The sequence below is a fragment of the Pseudomonas sp. Ost2 genome (assembly GCF_018326065.1).
Lineage (GTDB): Bacteria > Pseudomonadota > Gammaproteobacteria > Pseudomonadales > Pseudomonadaceae > Aquipseudomonas > Aquipseudomonas gingeri.
Map to the genome: position 1 here is coordinate 6,219,019 of NZ_AP021904.1, position 22,591 is coordinate 6,241,609.

Here is a 22,591-nt window from a genome sequence, read left to right on the forward strand (position 1 = left end):
GGGCTCCTCGGTAACTAAATATGTCATCTGGTAGGCTGGCTACCTTACGCCTTCATTCGACAGCACAAAAGGTACAGTTGATGAGCCACCCTCGCCGCGCGGTATTTCTCGATCACCCTTCCCTGGACCTCGGCGATCTCGACCTCGAACCTCTGCGCGCCTGCTTCGACGAACTGCGCCTGTGCGCCCGGACCACGCCAGAGAACGTGCGGGAGCACCTGGCTGGCGCCACCGTCGCCATCAGCAACAAGATCCCGTTGAACGCCGAAACCCTGGCCGCCTGCCCCGACCTGAAGCTGATCCTGATTTCCGCCACCGGCACCAACAACGTCGACCTGGCGGCCGCCCGGGCGCGGGGTATCACCGTGAGCAACTGCCAGGGCTATGGCACGCCTTCGGTGGCCCAGCACACGCTGATGTTGCTGCTGGCCCTGGCGACCCGCCTGAGCGACTACCAGAAAGCCGTCGGTGAAGGCCGCTGGCAGCAGGCCCAACAGTTCTGCCTGCTGGATTTCCCCATCGTCGAACTGGAGGGCAAGACCCTCGGCCTGCTCGGCCACGGCGAACTGGGCGGTGCCGTGGCGCGGCTGGCCGAGGCCTTCGGCATGCGCGTGCTGCTGGGGCAGATTCCCGGTCGGCCGGCGCGGGCAGATCGTGTTCCGCTGGCCGAACTGCTACCACAGGTCGACGCCCTGACCCTGCATTGCCCCTTGAACGAACACACCCGCCACTTCATCGGTGCCGCCGAACTGAGCCAGCTCAAGCCCGGGGCATTTGTCGTCAACACCGCGCGCGGCGGACTGATCGACGAACAGGCCCTGGCCGATGCGTTGCGCAACGGTCACCTCGGTGGCGCCGCGACCGATGTACTGAGCGTCGAGCCGCCGAGTGCCGGCAATCCCCTGCTGGCCGGCGATATCCCGCGCCTGATCGTCACCCCGCACAACGCCTGGGGCAGTCGCGAAGCCAGGCAACGCATCGTCGGCCAACTCGCGGAAAATGCCCGGGGCTTCTTCAGTGGTGCAGCGCTGCGGGTCGTCAGTTGATAAACTGCCGCACTTTTTTTCAGGGAGCAGACCATGGATCCGCGCAGTGAAGTACTGCTTCGTCAGGCTGAATATTTCCAGGGCAAGCTGCTGCTGGCAGGCTTGCCCGCCGACGATCTGCTCGGGCGCCTGCCCAATGCCCACGGCTGGTGCTGGCACGCCGGCGATCAGGCGGCACTCGAGGCACGCTTCGAAGGCCGCAGCCATTTTGGCGTGAACATCCCCGAGGTCCCGTTCGACAGCGCCGTGGTGTTCCTGCCCAAGTCCAAGGACCTGACCGACTACCTGCTCAATGCCGTCGCCTCGCGCCTGCCCGGCGGCGACGTGTTCCTCGTCGGTGAGAAACGCAGCGGGATCGAAGGCGCGGCCAAACAGCTCAACCCCTTCGGCAAGCCGCGCAAGCTCGACAGCGCCCGGCACTGCCAGCTATGGCAAGTCACCGTGGGCGAGGCGCCGGCGGCCAAGCCGCTGGAAAGCCTGGCCCGGCACTACCAACTGGATCTGACCGAAGGTCCGTTGAAGGTGGTCAGCCTGCCCGGTGTCTTCAGCCATGGCCGGCTGGATCGGGGCAGCGCCCTGCTCCTCGATCACCTGGACAAACTGCCCAGCGGCCAGTTGCTGGACTTCGGTTGCGGTGCCGGCGTGCTCGGGGCGGCCGTCAAGCGGCGCTACCCGCACAACAACGTGATCATGCTCGACGTCGACGCCTTCGCCACCGCCAGCAGTCGCCTGACCCTGGCGGCCAATGGTCTGGAGGCCGAGGTACTGACGGGGGACGGAATCGACGCCGCGCCCATGGGTTTGAGTGCGATCCTGAGCAATCCACCGTTCCATGTCGGGGTCCATACCGACTACCTGGCAACGGAAAACCTGCTGCGAAAAGCAGCCAAACATCTGAAAAACGGCGGCGAACTCCGGCTTGTTGCCAATAGTTTCCTGCGCTACCAGCCACTGATCGAGGAGCATCTCGGGGCCTGTGTGACCAAGGCCGAGGGACAGGGTTTTCGAATCTACAGTGCCAGGCGCGGCTGAAAAATAAACGCTTGCGCAATGGATTTTGCCTAGGCAGAATCCGCTCCGTCCTAGGGGAGTAGTCTCCCACGAGCGCCACGCTCGTCCGGCATGCGTCAACATACTTGGTCCTCAGACCATGGCGCATGCGACCCACGGTTCGCACAGACGAACCCGGGGTTTGACAAGACCTATGACACGAACACCTTACCCGGGGCGGGAAGGCTGTACGTGTCATAGCCGTGTCGACCCGCCCCTTAGGAAAACCTGATGCTGGATTCTCTCCTCGTTCCCACCGCAATCGTTGCCTTGGCCGAAATCGGCGACAAGACGCAACTGCTCGCGCTCATCCTCGCAGCCCGTTTTCGCAAGCCCTGGCCGATCATCGCCGGCATCGTCGCCGCCACCCTCGCCAACCACGCGGCGGCAGGTGCCGTAGGCGCCTGGTTCGGCAGTTTCTTCTCGGATGCGGTACTGCACTGGATCCTCGCCGCCAGCTTCACCGCCACCGCGCTGTGGACCCTGGTACCGGACAAGATGGACGATGACGAAGCCAGTACCTCACGCAAGTTCGGCCCGTTCCTGACCACGCTGATCGCGTTCTTCCTCGCGGAAATCGGCGACAAGACCCAGATCGCCACGGTGATGCTGGCCGCGCAATATCCGGAATTGTGGCTGGTGATCATCGGTACGACCCTGGGCATGCTGATCGCCAACGTACCGGTGGTGCTGGCGGGCAACTTCGCCGCGGAGAAACTGCCGCTGACCCTGATCCGCCGCCTGGCCGCCTCGGCGTTCTTCATCCTGGCGATCGTCGCGGTGTACAAGGCCATGCAAAGCAGCGGCTGGCTCTGAGCCTCCCCGTGCCGGGAGCCTGAAAAACACCAGGTAACCCGTAGGGGCCTGGCTTGCCAGCGATAACGATGCGCGCCGCACCGACGCCATCGCCAGCAAGCCGGCTCCTACAAGGACAGGGTCCGGCTTTGATCGAACGGTATGGCGGGACTGCAAGCTCAGGACTTGCGGGCCTGCTGATACAACGGCATCACCTTCGGAATGGCCGCTTCCAGAGAAGCGATCCGACTGGTGGACGCCGGGTGGGTACTCATGAATTCCGGCGGCGAACCTTCCGCCGCCTTGCTCATCTTGTTCCACAGGCTGATGGCCGCGTTCGGGTTGTAACCGGCCCGCGCGGCCAGCTCCAGGCCGATCAGGTCCGCTTCGTTCTCATTGGCGCGACTATTGGGCAAGGTCATGCCGTAGTTCGCCACGGTATCGGCCAGCGCCAGGCTGTCCTGGCTCAGGCCGAACAAGGCACCGGCGCCCTGCTTCGCCATCTCGATCCCGTAGGCCTTGGACATCGCTTCCCGGCCGTGCTCACGCAGGGCATGGGCGATCTCATGGCCCATCACCGCGGCGATCTCATCGTCGCTCAGCTTGAGCTTATCGATCAGCCCGCTATAGAAGATGATCTTGCCGCCGGGGCCACAGTTGGCATTGAGTTCGTCGCTCTTGATCAGATTGACCTCCCATTGCCATTGCGCGGAATCCGGACGGAATGTCGGGGCCTGGGCAATCAGCCGGTTGGCGATCGCCTGGACCCGCTTGGCATTGGCGCTGGTCTTGTCCAGCACGCCCTGGCCTTTCGCCTCCCCCAGCGTCTTCTGATACGACTGGGCGTACATCTGGTCGACTTCCTGGGTCGACAACATGCTGAACATATACTGCTTGCGCTCAACCCCGACGGCACCGCCGCTGGTGGTATTGACCGCCTGGCAGCCGGCGAGCAGCAGGCCCGCCGTCAGCGCACACAAAACCAATCGTCTAGCCATGAGCACTCTCCCTGAAAACTGCCGGCTATCCTAGGCGGTGATTTGTATCAACGCCAGATACAAACCATCTGTAGTCCCGGATTTCAGACGAACCTCAAACATCTGTAGGAAAAAATTCACGATCAACGCCATCCCACGGCCCGTCGAGCCCGGCGACATATCCATTTGCGACATGGGCACATCCAAAACAGCCATTTCCCGCAGGCTCCCTAATGCCCGCCGAACGCCCAGCCGATACAGCATGGCAGACGTCATTCCTTGCGTCCGGAGCCCTCATGAAATTCAAGTCGATTCAGTTTTCCGTCGCCGCACTGGCCGGGGCCATTGTCCTCAGCGTGGTCGCCGCCCTCGTGGTCTATGCCTTGTTATCCGGGGCCAAGACCCAGGACATGGTGCAGCAGCGCACCCAGGAACAGTTCGAGCAGGTGATCGAACAGCGTCTCAACGCCCTGGCCAGGACCCAGGTCAGCCAGATCCAGCGTGAGCTCGAAGCGCCGCTGCTGATCGCCGGCGGCCTGGTGCGCGTCAACGCGTTGATCGGCACCAACGACGCCGACGGCAAACCGGTACTGAGCGTCAGCCGTGAGCAACTGATCAGCCTGATCAAGGAAAACGTGCAGCAGAACCCGAAAGTGCTCGGCGCTTATATCGGCTGGGAAAAGAACGCCCTGGATCACAACGATGCCGCCTATCTCGACAACACCAAGGCCGGGGCCGCGAAAGATGGTCGCTTCCTGCCCTGGTGGTTCCGCAACGACGACGGCAGCCTCGGCTTCTCGACCCTGGTGGATGTCGATGACCAGAAGGTCCTCTCCACCGGCGTGCGCGCCAGCGAGTACTACCTGTGCTCCAAGGAAACCCACAAGACCTGCGTGATCGATCCGGCTCCGTACAAGGTCGGCGACAAGATGGTGATGCTCGCGTCCTTTATCGAGCCGATCATGCTCAATGGCGCGTTCCAGGGCATCGTCGGTGCCGACCTGTCGGTGAACTTCATCCAGGACATGCTGGTGGCGGCCAACCAGAAACTCTACGGCGGTGCCGGCAACATGGCCCTGGTGGGCACCAACGGCCGCCTGGTCGCCTATACCAAGGACCCGAGCAAGTTCGGCGAGAAAGTCAGCGATATCCTCGATGCCGAAAAAGTCGCGACCATGGGCAAGCTCAATCGTGGCGAAGTCACTTATAACGTCGACAAGGCCAAGGGCCTGATCGAGCTGTACCTGCCCTTCGGCATCGGCCAGAGCGATGCCCGCTGGACCCTGATGATGCAACTGCCGCTGAACGCGGTGATGGCCGACCTGCAGAAACTCCAGGGCGACCTGAACGACCAGCGCAAGGCCGATGTGTTCGGCATGGCGGTGGTCGGGCTGGTCATCGCCGGGCTGGGCCTGCTGGTGATCTGGCTGGTGGGTCACGGAATCGCCCGGCCGCTGAAGCAGATGGTCGCCATGCTCGACGATATCGCCCAGGGCGAAGGCGACCTGACCCGCCGCCTGACCAGCGATCGTGCCGACGAACTCGGTTCCATCGCCAAGGGCTTCAACACGTTCCTGATCAAGCTGCAGGCGATGATCACCCAGGTGGTGACGTCGGTGCAGAGCGTCAGCGATTCCTCCGAGCACACCGCCGATATCGCGATCCGCACCAACCAGGGCGTGCACAAGCAGATGGCCGAGATCGACCAGGTCGCCACCGCCGTGCAGGAAATGACCGCCACCGCCCAGGACGTGGCCCGCAATGCGACCCAGGCGGCCCAGGCAGCCAGCCATGCGGACATGGCCGCCAGCGACGGCATGCGCATCGTGCGCGACACGTCCACCTCCATCGGCGCCCTCGCCGTGGAAATCGGCCGCGCGGTGGGTGTGGTCCAGACCCTGGCCAAGGACAGCGAGAACATCAACGCGATCCTGATCGCCATCCGCGGGATTGCCGAACAGACCAACCTGCTGGCGCTCAACGCGGCGATCGAGGCGGCCCGGGCCGGGGAACAGGGTCGCGGCTTTGCCGTGGTGGCCGACGAGGTCCGCAACCTCGCCCAGAAGACCCAGCAGGCGACCGAAGAAATCCAGTCGATGATCCAGCAGTTGCAGCAAGGCACCCGCGAAGTGGTCAAGGTCATGGAGGACAGCCAGAACAAGACCGATGAAAGCGTGCAACACGCGGCCAAGGCCGCCCAGGCCCTGGAAACCATTACCCAGGCGGTGTCGGTGATCAACGACATGAACACCCAGATCGCCAGCGCTGCCGAGGAACAGAGCGCGGTGGCCGACGATATCAACCGCAACGTGATCAATATCGGCCAGGTGGCCAATGAAGTGGCGGGCGGTGCCGATGAGTCCAGCGCAGCCAGTGCGCAACTGACCAAGCTGGCGGAACAGCAGCGACGCCTGATCAATCAGTTCAAGGTGTAGTTGCAGGGGCTGGATGCGTTACCCGCACTCAGCCTGGCGTCAGGCACTCCGGCGCATTGAGCTTCGGATCATTCACCAGGTTGGCCAGCAGCCGTTCGCGCAACGGCGCCTGGGGGCTGGCCAGCAAGGCCTGCAGATCGTGCAACGGCGTGTCCGGCGCCAGCCACGCTGCCTGCCCCTCGGCATCGAGAATCAGCGGTCGCCGCTGGCTCGCCGCCGGCTGTGTCACCACCGCGGTGCTCAGCCAGACCTGCTCCTGCACCGGGTAGGCCTCCCAGATCGCCGCAAAGAACAGGCTCGAACCTTCCGCCGGCGTCAGCCAGTAGGGGCGCTTGCGCTGTGTTCCACGCCACTCATAGAAGCCATTGGCCGGCAACAGGCAACGGCGCTCGCGAAACGCCTGGCGAAACATCGGTTGTTCGGCCACGGTTTCGGCCCGGGCGTGGGCCGGCGTGCGCGACAGGTCGGTCAGCCACGGCGGTGTCAGGCCCCAGCGCGCGCGCGCCAGTTCACGCTGGCCGGTCGGCGCCCGCAGGATCAGCACCGAATCGTTGGGCGAAATGTTCCACTGCGCCTGCTGGTCGGCGGGGAAGCCGGGCAAGGCCGCGAAGGCGGGGTTCCAGCGAAACAGGGCAAAACGTCCACACATGGGGCAAAACGACTCTTCATGGAAAGACGCGGCTAGCAGAGCAGCACGTCGGGAAAACTCTCCGGTTCATCGCCGGGCAGCGGCAGCGCGGCATTGTACGCGGCGATCAGCTCGCGTGCGTATTGTGCCTGATCATTCTCCACCGCCAGGGCCAGCAAGCCGAATACCGGCAACTCCCCGGCTCCGCCCAGCAGGTCGCGCCCCACCAGATGCGCCTGTACCCCTTCGCTGGCGAGCATGCCTTGCAGCAGCTCGCCCTCCATCAGGTTTTCCGGCTCGTAGATTCGTTGCATCCGGGCGCCCTCATCACTCGTTCTCACTGTGAACGTCGAGCATCCATTCCTGGCCGTCGGTCTGCAGGTTGAAAACGATCGGCCGGCAGCACACCGGGCAATCCTCGATGTAGGTCTGGTCCCCGCCGGACAAATCCAGCACGGCCTCGGCCTCTTCACCACAGTAGGGGCATGAGTAGTACTCAGTTTCCAGCATCGCGGCCTCCGAAGTGACTTGTGCGTATAATCGCCGGTCTATTTGCAGGGCTAATTTTTTGTCTGGGCTTTATTTTTCAGATCGGGCTTTGTTATTTATCACTCAAACCTCTACTTACCCTAGCCGTTTCTAACAAGAGAGCATGATGGGCGAATTCGATGCCATCCGACCTTACGACGACTCCGAGGTGCCAGCCGTGCTGGCCCGGTTGCTCGGCGACAAGGCGTTTCTAGATATTCTCACGCACTTCCGCTTCCCACGCCTGGCCGAGGCCTTCGGCTGGCTGCTCAGGCCCCTGATCGCCTATCGGCTGCGTCGTGAGTTCGCCGATGTGAAATGCGTGGCGACCCTGCAGGACAAGATCGAGGTCTACGTCGACAACACCATCGAACGGGCCACCGACGGGGTGACCTATACCGGGGTCGAGCAGTTCAAGTCCGGCAGCGCCTACCTGTTCCTGGCCAATCACCGCGACATCGTGATGGATCCGGCCTTCGTCAACTATGCCGTGTACCACGCCGGCCTGCCGACACCGCGTATCGCCATCGGTGACAACCTGCTGCAGAAGCCGTTCGTCAGCGACCTGATGCGTCTGAACAAGAGTTTTATCGTGCACCGCTCGATCACCGGGCGACGCGAGAAGATGGCGGCCTATCAACTGCTGTCGGCCTATATCAACCATTCGATCCGCAACGACTGCCAGTCGATCTGGATCGCCCAGGCCGAAGGTCGCGCCAAGGACGGTGACGACCGCACCGAGTCGGCGATCCTGAAAATGTTCCATATGAGTCGCAAGGACGAACCCTTCGCCGAAGTCATCCGCTCGCTGAACCTGACACCGGTCTCGATCAGCTACGAATACGACCCTTGCGACCAGGCCAAGGCCCGCGAGCTGTATATCCGCGCCACTACCGGCACCTACAGCAAGGCACCGGGCGAGGATGACGTGAGCATTGCCAAGGGCATCACCGGCTACAAGGGCCGGGTGCATGTGAACTTCGCCGCACCGTTGACCGGGGCGTTCGAGGACACCAAGGTGCTGGCCCAGGAAATGGACCGGCAGATCCTCGGTGGCTATCGGTTGTTCCCGGTGCATTACCTGGCGTATGCCCAATGGAACGATGCCGACCCGCAATTGCAGGTACCCGCGGCCGCTGCGCTGTTTCCCGCCGAGGAGTTGGCCAAGGCCCAGGCGGAGTGGCAAAGCCGCCTGGATGCCTGTCCGGCGGAACATCGTCCGTACCTGGTGCAACAGTACGCGACGCCGGTGCGCAATCAGTACCGGGTAAAGGCCGGACTGGCACTCTGACCGGCAGCCAGGCCCTCAGAGCCGGGTGCTGAGCCAGGACAGCAGCAGCGCCACGCCCAGGCAGGCAAAGCCGAACCGATAGAAAAACCGGTTCGCCCGCAGCACCCGGGCATCGAGCAGCAGCATCGGCTGCTCGATCGACCGCCCCTCGCTCTGCATCTCCAGGTTTTCCAGGGCCCGTTGCTCACGGCGGCGGGTAATCTGCAACAACCACGCCCCCGGACAGGCCAGCAACAAGGCAAACAGATTGAGCCACTTGCCCGGATGACCTGCAAAACCGCTCAAGATCAAATGCAGCGACATCATGAACCCTCGGATAACCAGCGCCTTTCGGACCACGAAGCAAGCGGCGGATGGCCGTTCGCGACACGCCCGGGTATCGAATCACCCACGCATGACAATTTATTGTGTCCGGTACCGTACAATTTACGGGTTAATCGCCACTGTCACCTGAACGTCACCTTAACAAGCCAGTCTGTCGCACCTCGATACCGCCACGGAGCTTGTCATGCTGCACGCAGAGAACCAGGATCGCCTTTACCTGATCGCCCCCAGCGATGAGCAGGAAGCCCTGGTGGACGCCATGTCGTTCAACGTCCAGGACCGTCACTGGCTGGTGTATTGCGCCCTCGGCGGCCACCAGCACGCCGACCTGCCCGAAACCGACCTGACGACCGGCGTGAGCCTGCTGGACTTCTACGTCGAAGCCGCGTGACTTCAGGCGGGCATAAAAAAAACCGGCCATGCAGGCCGGGTTTTTCGTTTGTCGGATTCGGACCGGGAATTACTGGCCCAGCAAGCGACCGATGCTCGGGTCCTTGAAGACCCGGGTCAGTGCATCGCTGAGCACGTCGCTGATCAGCTTGGTGTTGGTTTCTTCATTGGGCGCCATGCCGAAACGCTGGTTCAGCGACGCACCGTACTGGCCGCTGTAGCGCTGGTTGGCGTTGGTCACGTCGGAGCGGAAGTTGGCACCGATGGTCGCCTCGGTCACATAGGTGGAGTCCTTGGGCGACTGATAAGTCAGGTCCGACAGGGTCACGGTCAGGCTCGGGGCGTTTACCGCGTTGGGCGTCGGGGTATAGCCCAGCAGGCGCACGGCGGCTTCGGCCTGGGCCTGGAGCTTGGGCACGATATCGGCGCCCTGGACGGTGATGGCGCTGGTTTCAGGGTACAGGCCACCGCGGGTTCCCAGTACCGGCGAACGACGGCCATCGACGACCCTCACCACCACCTGCTGACCATGGCCCACCGGCGCCAGCTGGGTGGTGAGCTTGGGTTGCGGGCTGAGCTGCTGGGGGCTGTTGGCACAGCCGACCAAGGTCAGACTGGTCACAGTGATCAAACCGAACAACAGGCGTTGCAACATGCTCATCTCTCCAAGGACTAGGCACAATCAGGTCAGCAGTATAGCCGTGCGCCCGGCCCAGCCACCAGACACCCCACCGACTTGCCCTTCGTTCAGGAAGCGTTCATGTCACAAGGTATTCATATGAACTACATTTGCACGTAATGCTTGCGTATCAAGCTTGTGACAATTCTCCATCAAAGGCTCTCCGCCATGGAATTTCTCTGGTATCTGTTCTTCCCGCGCAAGCCCCATCGCAGTTTCGCCCTGCTGGGAGCCGACGGTCGCTGCCAGGCCTTCAAGCAGTGCGAGCTGCCGCCGATGGGCGACGGCTGGGTGGAAATCGAGGAAATCCGCCTGGTCTGGCTGCACCAGCCATTGCCCGCCAGTGCCCGTGTCAGCCCGCGCGTACGACACTCGCGCCGCCCCCAGCCGTTGACCATCTGACCGGACGGCTAATAAAAGTCATTTAACAGGATCATTTCTGCGCGATTCTTAGTTACAATCTCCCCCCGATTATAAGGACGTCTCCTGATCGGGCCTCGCAGCATCGTTAATGCCCCGGCATTAGCTCCCCCGCACCGCCCACAGAGAGCCGCCCACACAGATCGAGTGAAGTCGGCGGGCTTGCTGTCACACCTGCAAACCACCGTTTTTACCGAATCTGCCAGAGCTGCCCTTGCGCTCGTTCACTGAGCTGTTTGCCCGTACGCCAGCCTCGTTTCCCGGCCGGCATTTGCTTCGCGGGTCCGGTGACAGGCTGCGGCAGCCCTTTTTTGAGGTTCACGTCTTCAAAAGAGCGTGAAAAAACGGGTATTCACTACTTCACGAGAGTGTGGCGAGCAAATGAAAAGTTTTGCGTCTGGAAATGCACCATCAGCGTCCTCAACGACTCAATCACACAGGACCCGATATTCCCGGACAGGTGCCTGAAGCCTGTCCGCTCACGGATTTGGTTGCACGATCGGATGCTCTCGACCATAAGTCGAATTGCCGGAGGTCGCCTGAAATGCGTTCATACGCACCTCAAGCCCACCGACAGCGTCCGCTGAAGTTGCAAAAAATTGCGAAGAATCGGACATGGCGAACCTGGCCATGAGTGACCTCGGGCTGCTTGAGCCCGGTCAATTCCTGGCGGCCATGCCGTCAATGTGGTGCTGCAGATTTTGGAGACGCGTTAATGGCGCATAACGAAGCAGTCGATGTGGTCCTGGTTGGGGCCGGCATCATGAGTGCCACCCTTGCGGTGCTGCTCAAAGAGCTCGACCCCGGTATCAAGCTGGAAGTCGTTGAGCTGATGGATTCGGGTGCCGCGGAGAGTTCCAACCCGTGGAACAACGCCGGGACCGGCCACGCCGGGCTGTGCGAGTTGAACTACACGCCACAGGCCGCCGACGGTTCCGTCGACATCAAGAAAGCCGTGCACATCAACACCCAGTTCGAGGTGTCGAAGCAGTTCTGGGCCTACCTGGCGCAGAAAGGCACCTTCGGTTCGTGCAAGTCGTTCATCAGCCCGGTGCCGCACCTGAGCTTCGTCCAGGGCGACAAGGGCATTGCCTTCCTGAAGAAGCGCTTCGAAGTGCTGCACCAGCACCATGCCTTCGCCGAGATGGAGTACACCGAAGACCGCGCGAAGATGGCCGAGTGGATGCCGCTGATGATGCCGGGCCGCCCGGCCGACGAGCCGATCGCCGCGACCCGCGTGATGAAAGGCACCGACGTCAACTTCGGTGCCCTGACCAACCAGTTGCTCAAGCACCTGACCAGCGCTCCGGATGCCCAGGTCAAGTACTGCAAGCGCGTGACCGGTCTCAAGTGCAACGGCGCCGGCTGGACCGTGAGCATCAAGGACGTGAACAGCGGCAACAGCCGTGAAGTCGACGCGAAGTTCGTCTTCCTCGGCGCCGGCGGTGCCGCCCTGCCCCTGCTGCAGGCTTCGGGCATCGAGGAAAGCAAGGGCTTCGGCGGTTTCCCGGTCAGCGGCCAGTGGCTGCGTTGCGACAACCCGGAAGTGGTCAAGCACCACCAGGCCAAGGTCTACAGCCAGGCCGCCGTGGGTTCGCCGCCGATGTCCGTGCCGCACCTGGACACCCGGGTGGTGGATGGCAAGAAATCCCTGCTGTTCGGCCCCTATGCCGGTTTCACCACCAAGTTCCTCAAGCACGGCTCGCTGATGGACCTGCCGTTGTCGGTACGCGCCGGCAACATCGGCCCGATGCTGGCCGTGGCCCGCGACAACATGGACCTGACCAAGTACCTGATCAGCGAAGTGATGCAGTCGATGGAGCAGCGCCTGGAATCCCTGCGTCGCTTCTACCCGGAAGCCAAAGCCGAGGACTGGCGCCTGGAAGTGGCCGGCCAACGGGTGCAGATCATCAAGAAAGACCCGAAGAAAGGCGGCGTGCTGCAGTTCGGCACCGAACTGGTCGCGGCCAAGGACGGCTCGCTGGCTGCCCTGCTCGGCGCCTCGCCGGGTGCTTCGGTCACCGTGTCGATCATGCTGGAACTGATCGAGCGCTGCTTCCCGGAAAAAGCCAGGGGTGAATGGGCTGCCAAGCTCCAGGAAATCTTCCCGGCCCGGGAAAAGGTCCTCGAAACCGACGCGGCGCTGTATCGCCAGATCAACAGCCGGAACAACATCAGCCTCGAGCTGGTGGAGCCAAGCAGCGAGACCGAAAGCTACGCCTGAGGTCATCGCCCATGAAAAACGCCCCGCTCTTCGATTGAAGAGCGGGGCGTTTTTTTGGCTGGACACTATTCTGCGAACGCGCCTGTAGGAGCCTGGCTTGCCAGCGAAGGGGACCGCAAGATCGCCAGAAGCTTCGCTGGCAAGCCAGGCTCCCACAGATTGCGTGGCGCCTGGAGAACAGCTATCAGCCGCGGGCGTTGTTGATCAGCTCGATGTAGTCAGGGGCGTTGCGCTGGTCCTGGATCAGGGCGACGAAGTCCTGGCCATGCTCATCCTTGCCGTCGAGGTCATAACCGGCCTCCTTGAAGAACACCAGGAAACGCTCGAAATCGTCGATCCGCAGGCCACGATAGGCCTTGATCAGCTTGTGCAGGGACGGCGAAGTCGCATCGACCGGCTCGAAGTCGAGGAACAACTTGATCTGCGCGTCGCCGATCTCGTCACCAATCACCTGTTTCTTATCTTTGCGCATTACCGGCTCCAGCCACAGACATTACACGGGGCGGGCAGTTTACCCCCGCATCTGCTCCGCTCTCAACGAGTACGAACTGATCCGGTATGCAGGTCGGCCCAGATGTGCCCGTTGGCGTAGGTGAGGAACTGGCAATACACCGTGTCGTTGCGCAGCAGGTCCATGACCACCCGGTACTGGGTCAGCGGGTAATACAGGTTCAGGGTCTTGCTCTGCTCGTCGAACATCGGTTTTTTCAGGCTTTTGCTTTCGCCGTCGAAGCTGATCAGCACCTGGCTGATGGTGGCCCCCTTGCTCAGGGGCTTGCCCTTGAGGCGCAACAGCAATGGCGAGGTGACCGGAATCGGCTGCTGGTTGGACTGGCGCTGGTTGCCGACCACCACCGAATACTCGGTGACTTGCAGCAGTTGCTGTTGCTCGGGCTCCTCGCCACGCAGCGACAGGTCGTCCGGCGGCAGATACTGCCCGTGCATGGGCGCGCCCGGCGCGGCTTCGGCCGCCAGGGGCAGGCCGGCGAGCATCAACAAGGTCACGGCGCTACGCATCGAAAGGGTCATGACAGGCTCCAGAACGCATGGCCGGGCACTCTAGCACAGAGACCCGCGACGCTTCTTCGACAACAAAAACTGTGCTCCCGATCCGCTGCCCGGCGTCTAGCAGCATGTAGTCCTGCGACCCCGCGGGAAGTGACTGCGAGCCCGAGAATGCAAGCGCTGTTGAACGAGATCCTCGATGAAGTCCGGCCCCTGATCGGCCAGGGCAAGGTGGCCAATTACATCCCGGCGCTGGCCGATGTGCCGGGCAATCAACTGGGTGTTGCCGTGTACAGCAACGACGGCGAGGTGTTCTACGCCGGCGACGCGCAGACGCCCTTTTCGATCCAGAGTATTTCCAAGGTGTTCAGCCTGGTCCAGGCGATCAACCATTCCGGCGAGGCCATCTGGGAACGCCTGGGCCATGAGCCCTCGGGGCAGCCGTTCAACTCGCTGGTGCAGCTGGAATTCGAACGCGGACGGCCACGCAATCCGTTCATCAACGCCGGCGCGCTGGTGATCTGCGACATCAACCAGTCGCGTTTCGCCGCCCCGGCGCTGTCGATGCGCGACTTCGTCCGGCGGCTGTCCGGCAATATGCAGGTGATGGTCGACGGCAAGGTGGCCGAGTCGGAATACCAGCACCGCGCGCGTAACGCGGCCATGGCCTACCTGATGCAGTCGTTCGGCAACTTTCACAATGATGTGGAAGCGGTGCTGCGCAGCTATTTCAGCCACTGCGCGCTGCGCATGAACTGCATCGACCTGGCCCGGGCCTTCTGCTTCCTGGCCAACGATGGCTTCTGCAAGCACAGCGGCGAGCAGATCCTGACACCACGCCAGACCCAGCAGGTCAATTCGATCATGGCCACCAGCGGGCTGTACGACGAGGCCGGCAACTTCGCCTACCGGGTCGGTTTGCCGGGCAAGAGCGGAGTGGGTGGCGGGATTGTCGCGGTAGTGCCGGGGCGCTTTACCGTGTGCGTCTGGGCGCCGGAACTGAACGCCGCTGGCAATTCGCTGGTGGGCATGGCGGCGCTGGAACTGCTGAGCCAGCGCATTGGTTGGTCGGTGTTCTGAAGCCCCCTGTGGGAGCCGGCTTGCTGGCGATTGCGATCGGGCAGTCGACATTGTTGTCGCCTGATACACCGCTATCGCCAGCAAGCCGGCTCCCACAGGATGATCGTTCCCACGCGGAGCGTGGGAACGATCAATCGAAGACTCAGGTAATCGGCGCGGGGTTGAACAACGTAATGTCGTTGTGCAGCTTGTGCCGCTCGGCCCAGGTCTGCTGCTTGCCGCTGGCGACATCCAGGTAGTAATGGAACAACTCCCAGCCCAGTTCCTCGATGGTCGCCCGTCCGGTGGCGATACGCCCGGCATCGATATCGATCAGGTCCGGCCAGCGCTGCGCCAGCTCGGTCCGGGTCGAGACCTTGACCACCGGCGCCATCGCCAGCCCATACGGCGTACCGCGCCCGGTCGTGAACACATGCAGGTTCATCCCGGCCGCCAGCTGCAAGGTGCCACAGACAAAGTCGCTGGCCGGTGTCGCGCAGAAGATCAGGCCCTTGCGGGTAAAGCGCTCGCCCGGGCCCAGCACGCCATTGATCGCGCTGCTGCCGGACTTGACGATCGACCCCAGGGACTTCTCGACGATATTCGACAGGCCACCCTTCTTGTTGCCCGGCGTGGTGTTGGCGCTGCGATCGGCCTCGCCCTTGGCCAGGTAACGGTCGTACCAGTCCATCTCGCGCACCAGCGCCTCGGCCACCGGCAGGCTCTCTGCTCGTGAGGTCAGCAGGTAGATGGCATCACGGACTTCGGTGACTTCGGAAAACATCACCGTCGCCCCGGCCCGCAGCAGCAGGTCGGACGCATAGCCCAATGCCGGGTTGGCGGTGATCCCGGAAAACGCATCGCTGCCGCCGCACTGCATGCCCAGGATCAGCTCCGACGCCGGCACGGTTTCCCGGCGACGCTGGTCGAGCTTCTTCAGGCGGGTTTCGGCCAGTTCCATGATCTGCTCGATCATCTCGGTGAACCCATGGCTCGAATCCTGGAGGCGATAGAGCCAGGGCTCGCTCAGGTCCACCGAACTGTCGCCTTCATGCATCACCTGCCCGGCCTGCAGCTTCTCGCAGCCCAGGCTGATCACCAGGGCTTCACCGCCCAGGTTCGGATTGCGCGCCAGGTTGCGCACGGTACGGATCGGGATATAGGCATCGGTCGCCGTGATCGCCACGCCGCAGCCGTAGCTGTGGGTCAGCGCCACCACATCATCGACATGGGGGTACTTGGGCAGCAATTCATCCTTGATGCGCTTGACCGCATGGTCCAGCACACCGGTCACGCACTGCACGGTCGTGGTGATGCCGAGGATATTGCGCGTGCCGACCGTACCGTCCGCGTTGCGATAACCCTCGAAGGTAAAGCCCTCCAGGGGGGCCTGGGCCGGCGGCACGTCGGTGGACAAGGGCAGGCTGTCCAGCGGCGGCGCGGTCGGCATGCGCAACTGGTCTTCCTTGACCCAACTGCCGCGCGGGATCGCTTGCAGGGCATAGCCGATGGTCTGGCCGTAGCGAATCACTTCGCCGCCTTCGGCGATATCCACCAGGGTCACCTTGTGACTCTGGGGAATGTGCTCGACGGTCACCAGGCCATCCGCGAAAGCGGTGCCAGCCGGCACGCCCTGGTCGTTGACCACGATCACCACGTTATCCCGCGGGTGCAGGCGGATAGAGCGCGGCGAGTCGGAATGTTCAATCAACTGCATGAAGCCGCTCCTCAGGAATGCGCTTGGGACAGATGCTGGGGTTGCGCATCATGCTTCGGGCCGGCGGGCGGCTCGCGCAATTCGACACGCTTGATTTCACCGACGATCACCAGGTAGCTGATCACCGCCACCAGCGCATTGGCGCCGACGAACACCAGTGCCCATTTGAAGGAACCGGTGGAACTGATGATGTAGCCGATCACGATCGGCGTGGTGATGGAGGCAATGTTACCGAACATATTGAACAGGCCACCGCTGAGACCGGCGATCTGTTTCGGTGAAGTATCGGACACCACCGCCCAGCCCAGTGCGCCGACCCCCTTGCCGAAGAACGCCAGGGCCATGAAGCCCACGACCATCCATTCGATGTCGACATAGTTACAGGCGACGATCGTGGTCGACAGCAGCAACCCGCCGATGATCGGTGCCTTGCGGGCGAAGGTCAGGGAGTGGCCCTTGCGCAACAGGTAGTCGGAGATGATCCCGCCGAGCACGCCGCCGATAAAGCCGCAGATCGCCGGCAACGAGGCGATGAAGCCGGCCTTGAGGATGGTCATGCCACGCTCCTGTACCAGGTACACCGGGAACCAGGTCAGGAAGAAGTAGGTGATGCCGTTGATGCAGTACTGGCCCAGGTAGACACCGAGCATCATGCGGTTGGTCAGCAACTGGCGGACGTAGTCCCATTTCGGACCATTGCCGGCGCCCTTGCCCTTGTCCTGGTCCATGTCGACCATGCCGCCGTTTTCAGCGATGTGGTCGAACTCGGCCTGGTTGATCAGCGGGTGCTGGCGCGGGCTGTGGATAACTTTCAGCCAGATCAGCGAGAACACGATACCGACACCGCCCATCACCACGAACACGTGCTGCCAGCCGAAGGTGTAGACGATCCAGCCCATCAGCGGTGCGAACAACACCGTGGCGAAGTATTGCGCCGAGTTGAAGATGGCCGAGGCCGTGCCGCGTTCGGCGGTCGGGAACCAGGCGGCGACGATGCGCGCGTTGCCGGGAAAGGACGGCGCCTCGGCCAGGCCCACCAGGAAACGCAGCATGAACAGCGCAACCACGGCGGTGGAGACGCCGAATTCGCCGACATAACCTTGCAGCACGGTGAACAGTGACCAGGTGAAGATGCTCAGGGCATAGACCTTCTTCGAGCCGAAGCGGTCGAGCAGCCAGCCGCCGGGGATCTGCCCGAGCACGTAGGCCCAGCCGAAGGCGGAGAAGATATAACCGAGGGTGACGGCGTCGATGCCGAGGCTTTTCTGCAGGCTGGAGCCGGCAATGGCGATGGTGGCCCGGTCGGCGTAGTTGATCGTGGTCACCAGAAACAGCATGAGCAGGATCAAATAGCGGACGTGAGTCTGCTTGGTCGCTTGCATGTAGATGTACTCCCACTCTTTATTTTTTTACGCGGGTAAAACATTCAGGGATGTACCGCACGGAGCCTCAGGCAAGAGCTCCGTGCGGGTAAAGCGCGTTACGAACCGATGTAGCTGGTCTTCACGACCGTGTAGAACTCCTGCGCGTAGCGGCCCTGCTCGCGAGAACCATAGGACGATCCCTTGCGGCCGCCGAACGGCACGTGATAATCCACGCCCGCCGTCGGCAGGTTGACCATCACCATCCCGGCCTGGGAGTGGCGCTTGAAGTGGTTGGCATACTTCAACGAGGTGGTGGCGATACCGGCGGACAGCCCGAACTCGGTATCGTTGGCCATCGCCAGCGCCGCTTCGTAATCCGCCACGCGGACGATATTGGCCACCGGGCCGAAGATCTCTTCGCGGCTGATGCGCATCGAGGCTTCGCTGTCGGCGAACAGGGTCGGCGCCAGGAAGTAGCCTTCGGTATCGCAGGTCACCAGTTCACCACCAGCTACCAGCCGCGCCCCTTCGGACTGGCCGATGCCGATGTAGCTCAGATCCTGCTCCAGTTGTGCCTGGGACACCACCGGACCAATGTCGGTACCGCTCTTGAGGGCGTGACCGACCTTGATCGAACGCATGCGCTCGGCCATGGCTTCGACGAATCTGTCGTGGATCCCGGCAGTGACGATCAGGCGGCTGGACGCCGTGCAGCGCTGGCCGGTGGAGTAGAACGCGCTCTGCACCGCCAGCTCGACGGCCTGCTTGAGGTCGGCGTCATCCAGGATGATCTGCGGGTTCTTGCCGCCCATCTCCAGTTGTACCTTGGCCTGGCGCGACACACAGTTGACGGCGATCTGCCGGCCGACGCCGACGGAGCCGGTGAAGCTGATGCCATCGACCTTCGGGCTGTTGACCATGGCATCGCCGACCAGGCGGCCGCTGCCCATCACCAGGTTGAAGACACCGGCCGGGAAGCCGGCGCGGGAGATGATTTCCGCCAGGGCCCAGGCACAACCCGGCACCAGTTCGGCGGGCTTGAGCACCACGCAGTTGCCGTAGGCCAGGGCCGGGGCGATCTTCCACGCCGGAATCGCGATCGGGAAGTTCCACGGTGTGATCAGGCCGACCACGCCCAGGGCTTCGCGGGTCACTTCGACATTCACGCCGGGGCGTACCGACGGCAGGTAATCGCCCGACAGGCGCAGGCATTCGCCGGCGAAGAACTTGAAGATATTACCGGCACGGGACACTTCGCCGATGGCTTCCGGCAGGGTCTTGCCCTCCTCCCGGGCCAGCAGGTTGCCGAGCTCTTCGCGACGGGCAAGGATCTCCGAACCGACCTTGTCCAGGGCATCGCTGCGCGCCTGGATACCCGAGGTGGACCAGGCGGGAAACGCCGCGCGCGCGGCATCGATCGCCGCCTGGACCTGGGCCAGGTCGGCCTTGGCGTACTCGCCGATGACATCGGACAGATCGGACGGGTTGATATTGGCCGAATACTCGGCACCGGCGACCCATTCACCGCCGATGTAATTATCGAAACGCTTTGCTTGTGCCACGGAAAACCTCCAGAACCGAAAAAGCCGCTGATCGCTCAGCGGCCTGGTGCATGTGTCGTTATTGCGCGCCTTGCTTGTCGATCAGCGCGGCCAGGGCTTCGTACTCGTCCGGCAGCAGGTCGGTCAGCGGGGTGCGCACAGGGCCGGCGTCGTAGCCGACGATCTTCGCCCCGGCCTTGACGATGCTCACGGCGTAGCCGGCGCGACGGTTGCGGATATCCAGGTACGGCAGGAAGAAGTCATCGATGATCTTGCCGACGGTGGCGTGGTCTTCACGGGCGATGGCGTTGTAGAAGTCCATCGCGGTTTTCGGGATGAAGTTGAACACCGCCGAGGAGTAGACCGGCACACCCAGGGCCTTGTAGGCCGCGGCATAGACTTCGGCGGTCGGCAGGCCGCCCAGGTAGCTGAAACGATCGCCGAGGCGGCGACGAATCGACACCATCAGCTCGATATCGCCCAGGCCGTCCTTGTAGCCGATCAGGTTCGGGCAACGCTCGGCCAGACGCTCCAGCAACGGAGCGGTCAGGCGGCAGACATTGCGGTTGTAGACCACGACGCCGATCTTCACCGACTTGCACACGGCTTCAACGTGGGCCGCGACCCCTTCCTGGCTCGCCTCGGTCAGGTAGTGCGGCAGCAGCAGCAGGCCCTTGGCCCCCAGGCGTTCGGCTTCCTGGGCGTATTCGATGGCCTGGCGGGTGGCGCCGCCGACACCGGCGAGGATCGGCACGCTACCGGCACAGGTGTCGACGGCGGTCTTGACCACTTCGGAATATTCACTGGCGGCCAGGGAGAAGAACTCACCGGTGCCACCGGCGGCGAACAGCGCCGTGGCGCCGTATGGGGCCAGCCACTCCAGGCGTTTGACATAACCAGCGCGGTGGAAATCGCCCTGGGCATTGAAATCGGTCACCGGAAAGGACAGCAGGCCGGAAGAGAGGATGGACTTCAGTTCTTGTGGATTCATTATTCGAACACCCTGGAAAGCACGTTGTGATGAAAGAGACGGGTCAGTCTTGCTGATGTCGTACGTCATCGTACAACTTAAATAACAAAGGTCAACAGGTATCGCTCAAGAGAGCCCTCAGACATTTCCATCCTTGACGTAGGAAAGTTTTCATCTATGCTCGAATTAACTGTATATGCATACAGTTATATTGATGAAATATCCGACATATCAAGGAGCTAGAAATGTCAGGAATTGAACGTACGCCACAGGAAATCCTGCTGCACGACGGCAAGCTCATTGCCGGGCTGGACAGTCTTTTTACCGAACAGGGCATCGCGATTCCGGGCGATGGCACGGCCATCGTGCTGCTCGCCGAGGGACATCACACCCTCAAGTACCATCGCCCTGAGCATCTGCCGACGGCCCCGGGAGCCGCAGCCAAAGGTTCGCCGCAGGCGCGCTTCGAAGGCGGCGAACACACTGCCATCGGCGACAGCACCCTGCTGCGTTTTGCCAAGGACGCACCGGCCATTCCGGCCTGGCAGGTCGAACTGCACCTGAGCAACGGCCTGGCCCTGACCTACGGCCAGGTCATCGCCCTGGGCGGCGATTTCTACGGCATCGCCGATCGCCCGATCGCCGATGGCGGCACCCCGGCGGAACGCCAGGCGCGCTTTACCGCGGCCTTCAACTCATTGGCGGTACTGCCCGCCTCGCGAGAAGAGGCACAGAAGATCCTGCAGGTCATGAAGAGCGAAATCACCGCGGCCAACCAGGCGATCCGGGATGGCCGGCAGCCGCACGAAGCCTACGACGAACTGGGCGATACCCTCTCGGGCGAATGGAACAAGATCACCGGCGGCGGCAGTTTTGCCTCCCCCCTGTTTCCCCTGGGGCGCTACCTGAAACTGGCCGCCGGCAACTGGGACCATTTTGGCGAATGGGCCCTGCTGGCCTACCAGGCCGGTCATGCCGTGGCCCTGCAACAGGCTGTTGTCGCCCGTCAGAGCGGCAGCGACCAGGACCTGGAACTGGCCTATGCGATGAATGCCTTCGCCGACCACTTCCTCACCGACCTGTTTTCCGCCGGTCATTTGCGTGTACCGCGCAAGCAACTGGCCGACAGCGTCACCCCCAGCGACGTGGGCTCGTTGATTTCCCGCTTCATGCACGACGAGGACAGCAAGTACGGCCTGAAAGTCAGCAACGCCAAGGGCGAGCGCTGGAACTGCTATGGCGACAAACGTTATTTCGACACCCTCGACAACAGCAACCGACTACAGGTCAAACAGGCGGTGCAGCAATCGGTGGACGAAGTGTTCGCGACGTTTCTCAGCGGTGTCGTCGTACCACCGCAAGCCTACGCCGCCCTGCGTTCGGTCCCGGACCTGGCGAAGGTGGAGAACAGCCAGGACAGCCTGAACTTCGCCCCGCTGTTCGCCCTCAAGGGCAAGGCGGTGATGCGCCGCAACGACGTCAACAACCTCAACGACCGCAGCCAGAGCGATAGCTGGTGGGGCTGGAGCACCTACCTGCTGCTCCAGGACTACAAGCCGAACAAACCCGCCGGCTACCTCAACCCTCCGGGCGGGGCACCGACGATCAAGGCCGACGGCTGGCAGAGCCGCACACCCAGCGAACCCAACTGGCTGCCGGGTCATGCCGTGCGTTATGCCTTCAGCTACACCAATGGACTGGACGAATCCTATATCGGCCCGTGGACGGCCTATGCCGAACTGACCGACCGCTTCCAGCCGACCCTGACGGTGCCGCTGGATGCGTCGGCGGGAGCCGGGGGACGCAATGTGTTCCGGCAGTTCCGTGGCGGCTCGCCGGAATTGATCGGTACGCTGGACAGCCAGGCCACGACCTTTATCGACAACCACCAGTGACAGGGAAAGCAACCATGACCTTTACCGTAAAACTCGAACTGGCGTCCGGTCAGTCACTCAAGGATATGCCGCTGGAACTGCTCGCCGACGGTGTGGCGATTGCCCGCGCGACGGCGGATGCCGAGGGGAAAGTGATCTTCGATGTGCAGGCACAAGCCGCGAAATGGGCGGTGCGTGTGGATCGCACGATCCTGCAAGATGCATAGAACACCTGTGGCGAGCAGGCTGGCCCGCTCGCCACAGAAGATCGGGC

24 protein-coding genes and 1 riboswitch are annotated in these 22,591 nt (G+C 62.6%); of the genes, 11 read left to right on the forward strand and 13 right to left on the reverse strand.

Features of this window, described 5'->3' with window-relative positions; translation table 11 throughout:
- Positions 1 to 80: 80 nt before the first annotated feature.
- The 3 genes from KI243_RS27465 to KI243_RS27475 all read left to right on the forward strand — a co-directional run bounded on the left by KI243_RS27465 (position 81) and on the right by KI243_RS27475 (position 2,912).
- Positions 81 to 1,046: a 2-hydroxyacid dehydrogenase gene (locus KI243_RS27465; protein ID WP_017123569.1), complete on the forward strand. Its 966-nt coding sequence runs from the start codon at positions 81 to 83 to the stop codon at positions 1,044 to 1,046.
- Positions 1,047 to 1,079: 33 nt separating this feature from the next.
- A complete protein-coding gene (locus tag KI243_RS27470) occupies positions 1,080 to 2,078 on the forward strand; it encodes a class I SAM-dependent methyltransferase (RefSeq protein WP_017123568.1) in 999 nt (332 codons plus the stop codon).
- Between the two features lie 41 nt (positions 2,079 to 2,119).
- A riboswitch (yybP-ykoY riboswitch) is annotated at positions 2,120 to 2,239 on the forward strand.
- Positions 2,240 to 2,327: 88 nt separating this feature from the next.
- Positions 2,328 to 2,912 carry a TMEM165/GDT1 family protein gene (locus tag KI243_RS27475; protein ID WP_177084128.1) on the forward strand — a complete coding sequence of 195 codons (585 nt, stop codon included), beginning with the start codon at positions 2,328 to 2,330 and terminating at the stop codon, positions 2,910 to 2,912.
- 158 nt (positions 2,913 to 3,070) lie between these two features.
- Here the strand turns inward: KI243_RS27475 and KI243_RS27480 are convergent, their stop codons facing one another.
- Positions 3,071 to 3,889 carry a M48 family metallopeptidase gene (locus KI243_RS27480; RefSeq protein ID WP_042934278.1) on the reverse strand — a complete coding sequence of 273 codons (819 nt, stop codon included), beginning with the start codon at positions 3,887 to 3,889 and terminating at the stop codon, positions 3,071 to 3,073.
- A 30-nt stretch (positions 3,890 to 3,919) separates the two neighbouring features.
- Positions 3,920 to 4,144, reverse strand: coding sequence for a hypothetical protein (locus KI243_RS27485; RefSeq protein WP_146049124.1), 225 nt, complete (start codon positions 4,142 to 4,144; stop codon positions 3,920 to 3,922).
- Between the two features lie 20 nt (positions 4,145 to 4,164).
- Here KI243_RS27485 and KI243_RS27490 point away from each other — a divergent pair, with 20 nt between their 5' ends.
- Positions 4,165 to 6,303, forward strand: a complete 2,139-nt coding sequence (locus KI243_RS27490) for a methyl-accepting chemotaxis protein (protein ID WP_212810111.1) — start codon at positions 4,165 to 4,167, stop codon at positions 6,301 to 6,303.
- 28 nt (positions 6,304 to 6,331) lie between these two features.
- Here the strand turns inward: KI243_RS27490 and KI243_RS27495 are convergent, their stop codons facing one another.
- Genes KI243_RS27495 through KI243_RS27505 form a run of 3 tightly spaced genes read right to left on the reverse strand, consistent with a single transcriptional unit; the run spans position 6,332 to position 7,441 of the window.
- Complete coding sequence (locus KI243_RS27495) at positions 6,332 to 6,952, reverse strand: SOS response-associated peptidase (protein WP_017123564.1); 621 nt, start codon at positions 6,950 to 6,952, stop codon at positions 6,332 to 6,334.
- A 32-nt stretch (positions 6,953 to 6,984) separates the two neighbouring features.
- Positions 6,985 to 7,245 (reverse strand): DUF2007 domain-containing protein, encoded by a 261-nt coding sequence (locus KI243_RS27500; RefSeq protein ID WP_017123563.1) that lies wholly within the window; start codon positions 7,243 to 7,245, stop codon positions 6,985 to 6,987.
- A 13-nt stretch (positions 7,246 to 7,258) separates the two neighbouring features.
- Complete coding sequence (locus KI243_RS27505; protein WP_017123562.1) at positions 7,259 to 7,441, reverse strand: CPXCG motif-containing cysteine-rich protein; 183 nt, start codon at positions 7,439 to 7,441, stop codon at positions 7,259 to 7,261.
- 142 nt (positions 7,442 to 7,583) lie between these two features.
- Between KI243_RS27505 and KI243_RS27510 the strand changes: the two genes are divergently transcribed.
- A complete protein-coding gene (locus tag KI243_RS27510; protein ID WP_042934271.1) occupies positions 7,584 to 8,750 on the forward strand; it encodes a 1-acyl-sn-glycerol-3-phosphate acyltransferase in 1,167 nt (388 codons plus the stop codon).
- A gap of 15 nt (positions 8,751 to 8,765) precedes the next feature.
- On the opposite strand, the gene KI243_RS27515 is transcribed toward KI243_RS27510, so the two are convergent.
- Positions 8,766 to 9,053, reverse strand: coding sequence for a hypothetical protein (locus KI243_RS27515; RefSeq protein ID WP_177084568.1), 288 nt, complete (start codon positions 9,051 to 9,053; stop codon positions 8,766 to 8,768).
- A gap of 205 nt (positions 9,054 to 9,258) precedes the next feature.
- On the opposite strand from KI243_RS27515, the gene KI243_RS27520 reads away from it, so the two are divergent.
- On the forward strand, positions 9,259 to 9,465 hold the full coding sequence (locus tag KI243_RS27520) for a hypothetical protein (RefSeq protein ID WP_017123559.1): 207 nt from the start codon (positions 9,259 to 9,261) through the stop codon (positions 9,463 to 9,465).
- 69 nt (positions 9,466 to 9,534) lie between these two features.
- Here KI243_RS27520 and KI243_RS27525 read toward each other — a convergent pair whose 3' ends face one another.
- Positions 9,535 to 10,119, reverse strand: coding sequence for a YajG family lipoprotein (locus tag KI243_RS27525; RefSeq protein ID WP_017123558.1), 585 nt, complete (start codon positions 10,117 to 10,119; stop codon positions 9,535 to 9,537).
- A gap of 192 nt (positions 10,120 to 10,311) precedes the next feature.
- On the opposite strand from KI243_RS27525, the gene KI243_RS27530 reads away from it, so the two are divergent.
- Together KI243_RS27530 and mqo are read left to right on the forward strand one after the other, a co-directional pair.
- The gene (locus KI243_RS27530) at positions 10,312 to 10,545 is read left to right on the forward strand and encodes a hypothetical protein (RefSeq protein WP_017123557.1); all 234 of its coding nucleotides are present in this window, start codon (positions 10,312 to 10,314) and stop codon (positions 10,543 to 10,545) included.
- Between the two features lie 733 nt (positions 10,546 to 11,278).
- Complete coding sequence (gene mqo, locus KI243_RS27535; protein ID WP_212810112.1) at positions 11,279 to 12,787, forward strand: malate dehydrogenase (quinone); 1,509 nt, start codon at positions 11,279 to 11,281, stop codon at positions 12,785 to 12,787.
- 184 nt (positions 12,788 to 12,971) lie between these two features.
- Here the strand turns inward: mqo and KI243_RS27540 are convergent, their stop codons facing one another.
- Positions 12,972 to 13,259, reverse strand: a complete 288-nt coding sequence (locus tag KI243_RS27540) for a PA4642 family protein (protein ID WP_017123555.1) — start codon at positions 13,257 to 13,259, stop codon at positions 12,972 to 12,974.
- Positions 13,260 to 13,321: 62 nt separating this feature from the next.
- Positions 13,322 to 13,816 (reverse strand): hypothetical protein, encoded by a 495-nt coding sequence (locus tag KI243_RS27545; RefSeq protein WP_017123554.1) that lies wholly within the window; start codon positions 13,814 to 13,816, stop codon positions 13,322 to 13,324.
- Between the two features lie 147 nt (positions 13,817 to 13,963).
- Here KI243_RS27545 and glsB point away from each other — a divergent pair, with 147 nt between their 5' ends.
- Positions 13,964 to 14,872, forward strand: a complete 909-nt coding sequence (gene glsB, locus KI243_RS27550) for a glutaminase B (protein WP_017123553.1) — start codon at positions 13,964 to 13,966, stop codon at positions 14,870 to 14,872.
- A gap of 142 nt (positions 14,873 to 15,014) precedes the next feature.
- On the opposite strand, the gene garD is transcribed toward glsB, so the two are convergent.
- The 4 genes from garD to kdgD all read right to left on the reverse strand — a co-directional run bounded on the left by garD (position 15,015) and on the right by kdgD (position 20,464).
- Entirely contained in the window at positions 15,015 to 16,568 is a 1,554-nt protein-coding gene (gene garD / locus KI243_RS27555; protein ID WP_017123552.1) for a galactarate dehydratase, read from the reverse strand.
- 11 nt (positions 16,569 to 16,579) lie between these two features.
- A complete protein-coding gene (locus KI243_RS27560) occupies positions 16,580 to 17,950 on the reverse strand; it encodes an MFS transporter (protein ID WP_017123551.1) in 1,371 nt (456 codons plus the stop codon).
- Positions 17,951 to 18,048: 98 nt separating this feature from the next.
- A complete protein-coding gene (locus KI243_RS27565) occupies positions 18,049 to 19,494 on the reverse strand; it encodes an aldehyde dehydrogenase family protein (RefSeq protein ID WP_017123550.1) in 1,446 nt (481 codons plus the stop codon).
- A 58-nt stretch (positions 19,495 to 19,552) separates the two neighbouring features.
- Entirely contained in the window at positions 19,553 to 20,464 is a 912-nt protein-coding gene (gene kdgD, locus KI243_RS27570; RefSeq protein WP_017123549.1) for a 5-dehydro-4-deoxyglucarate dehydratase, read from the reverse strand.
- Positions 20,465 to 20,688: 224 nt separating this feature from the next.
- Here kdgD and KI243_RS27575 point away from each other — a divergent pair, with 224 nt between their 5' ends.
- Both KI243_RS27575 and KI243_RS27580 read left to right on the forward strand, forming a co-directional pair.
- Positions 20,689 to 22,338 (forward strand): phospholipase, encoded by a 1,650-nt coding sequence (locus KI243_RS27575; protein ID WP_212810113.1) that lies wholly within the window; start codon positions 20,689 to 20,691, stop codon positions 22,336 to 22,338.
- A gap of 14 nt (positions 22,339 to 22,352) precedes the next feature.
- A complete protein-coding gene (locus KI243_RS27580) occupies positions 22,353 to 22,544 on the forward strand; it encodes a hypothetical protein (RefSeq protein ID WP_212810114.1) in 192 nt (63 codons plus the stop codon).
- Positions 22,545 to 22,591: the final 47 nt, after the last annotated feature.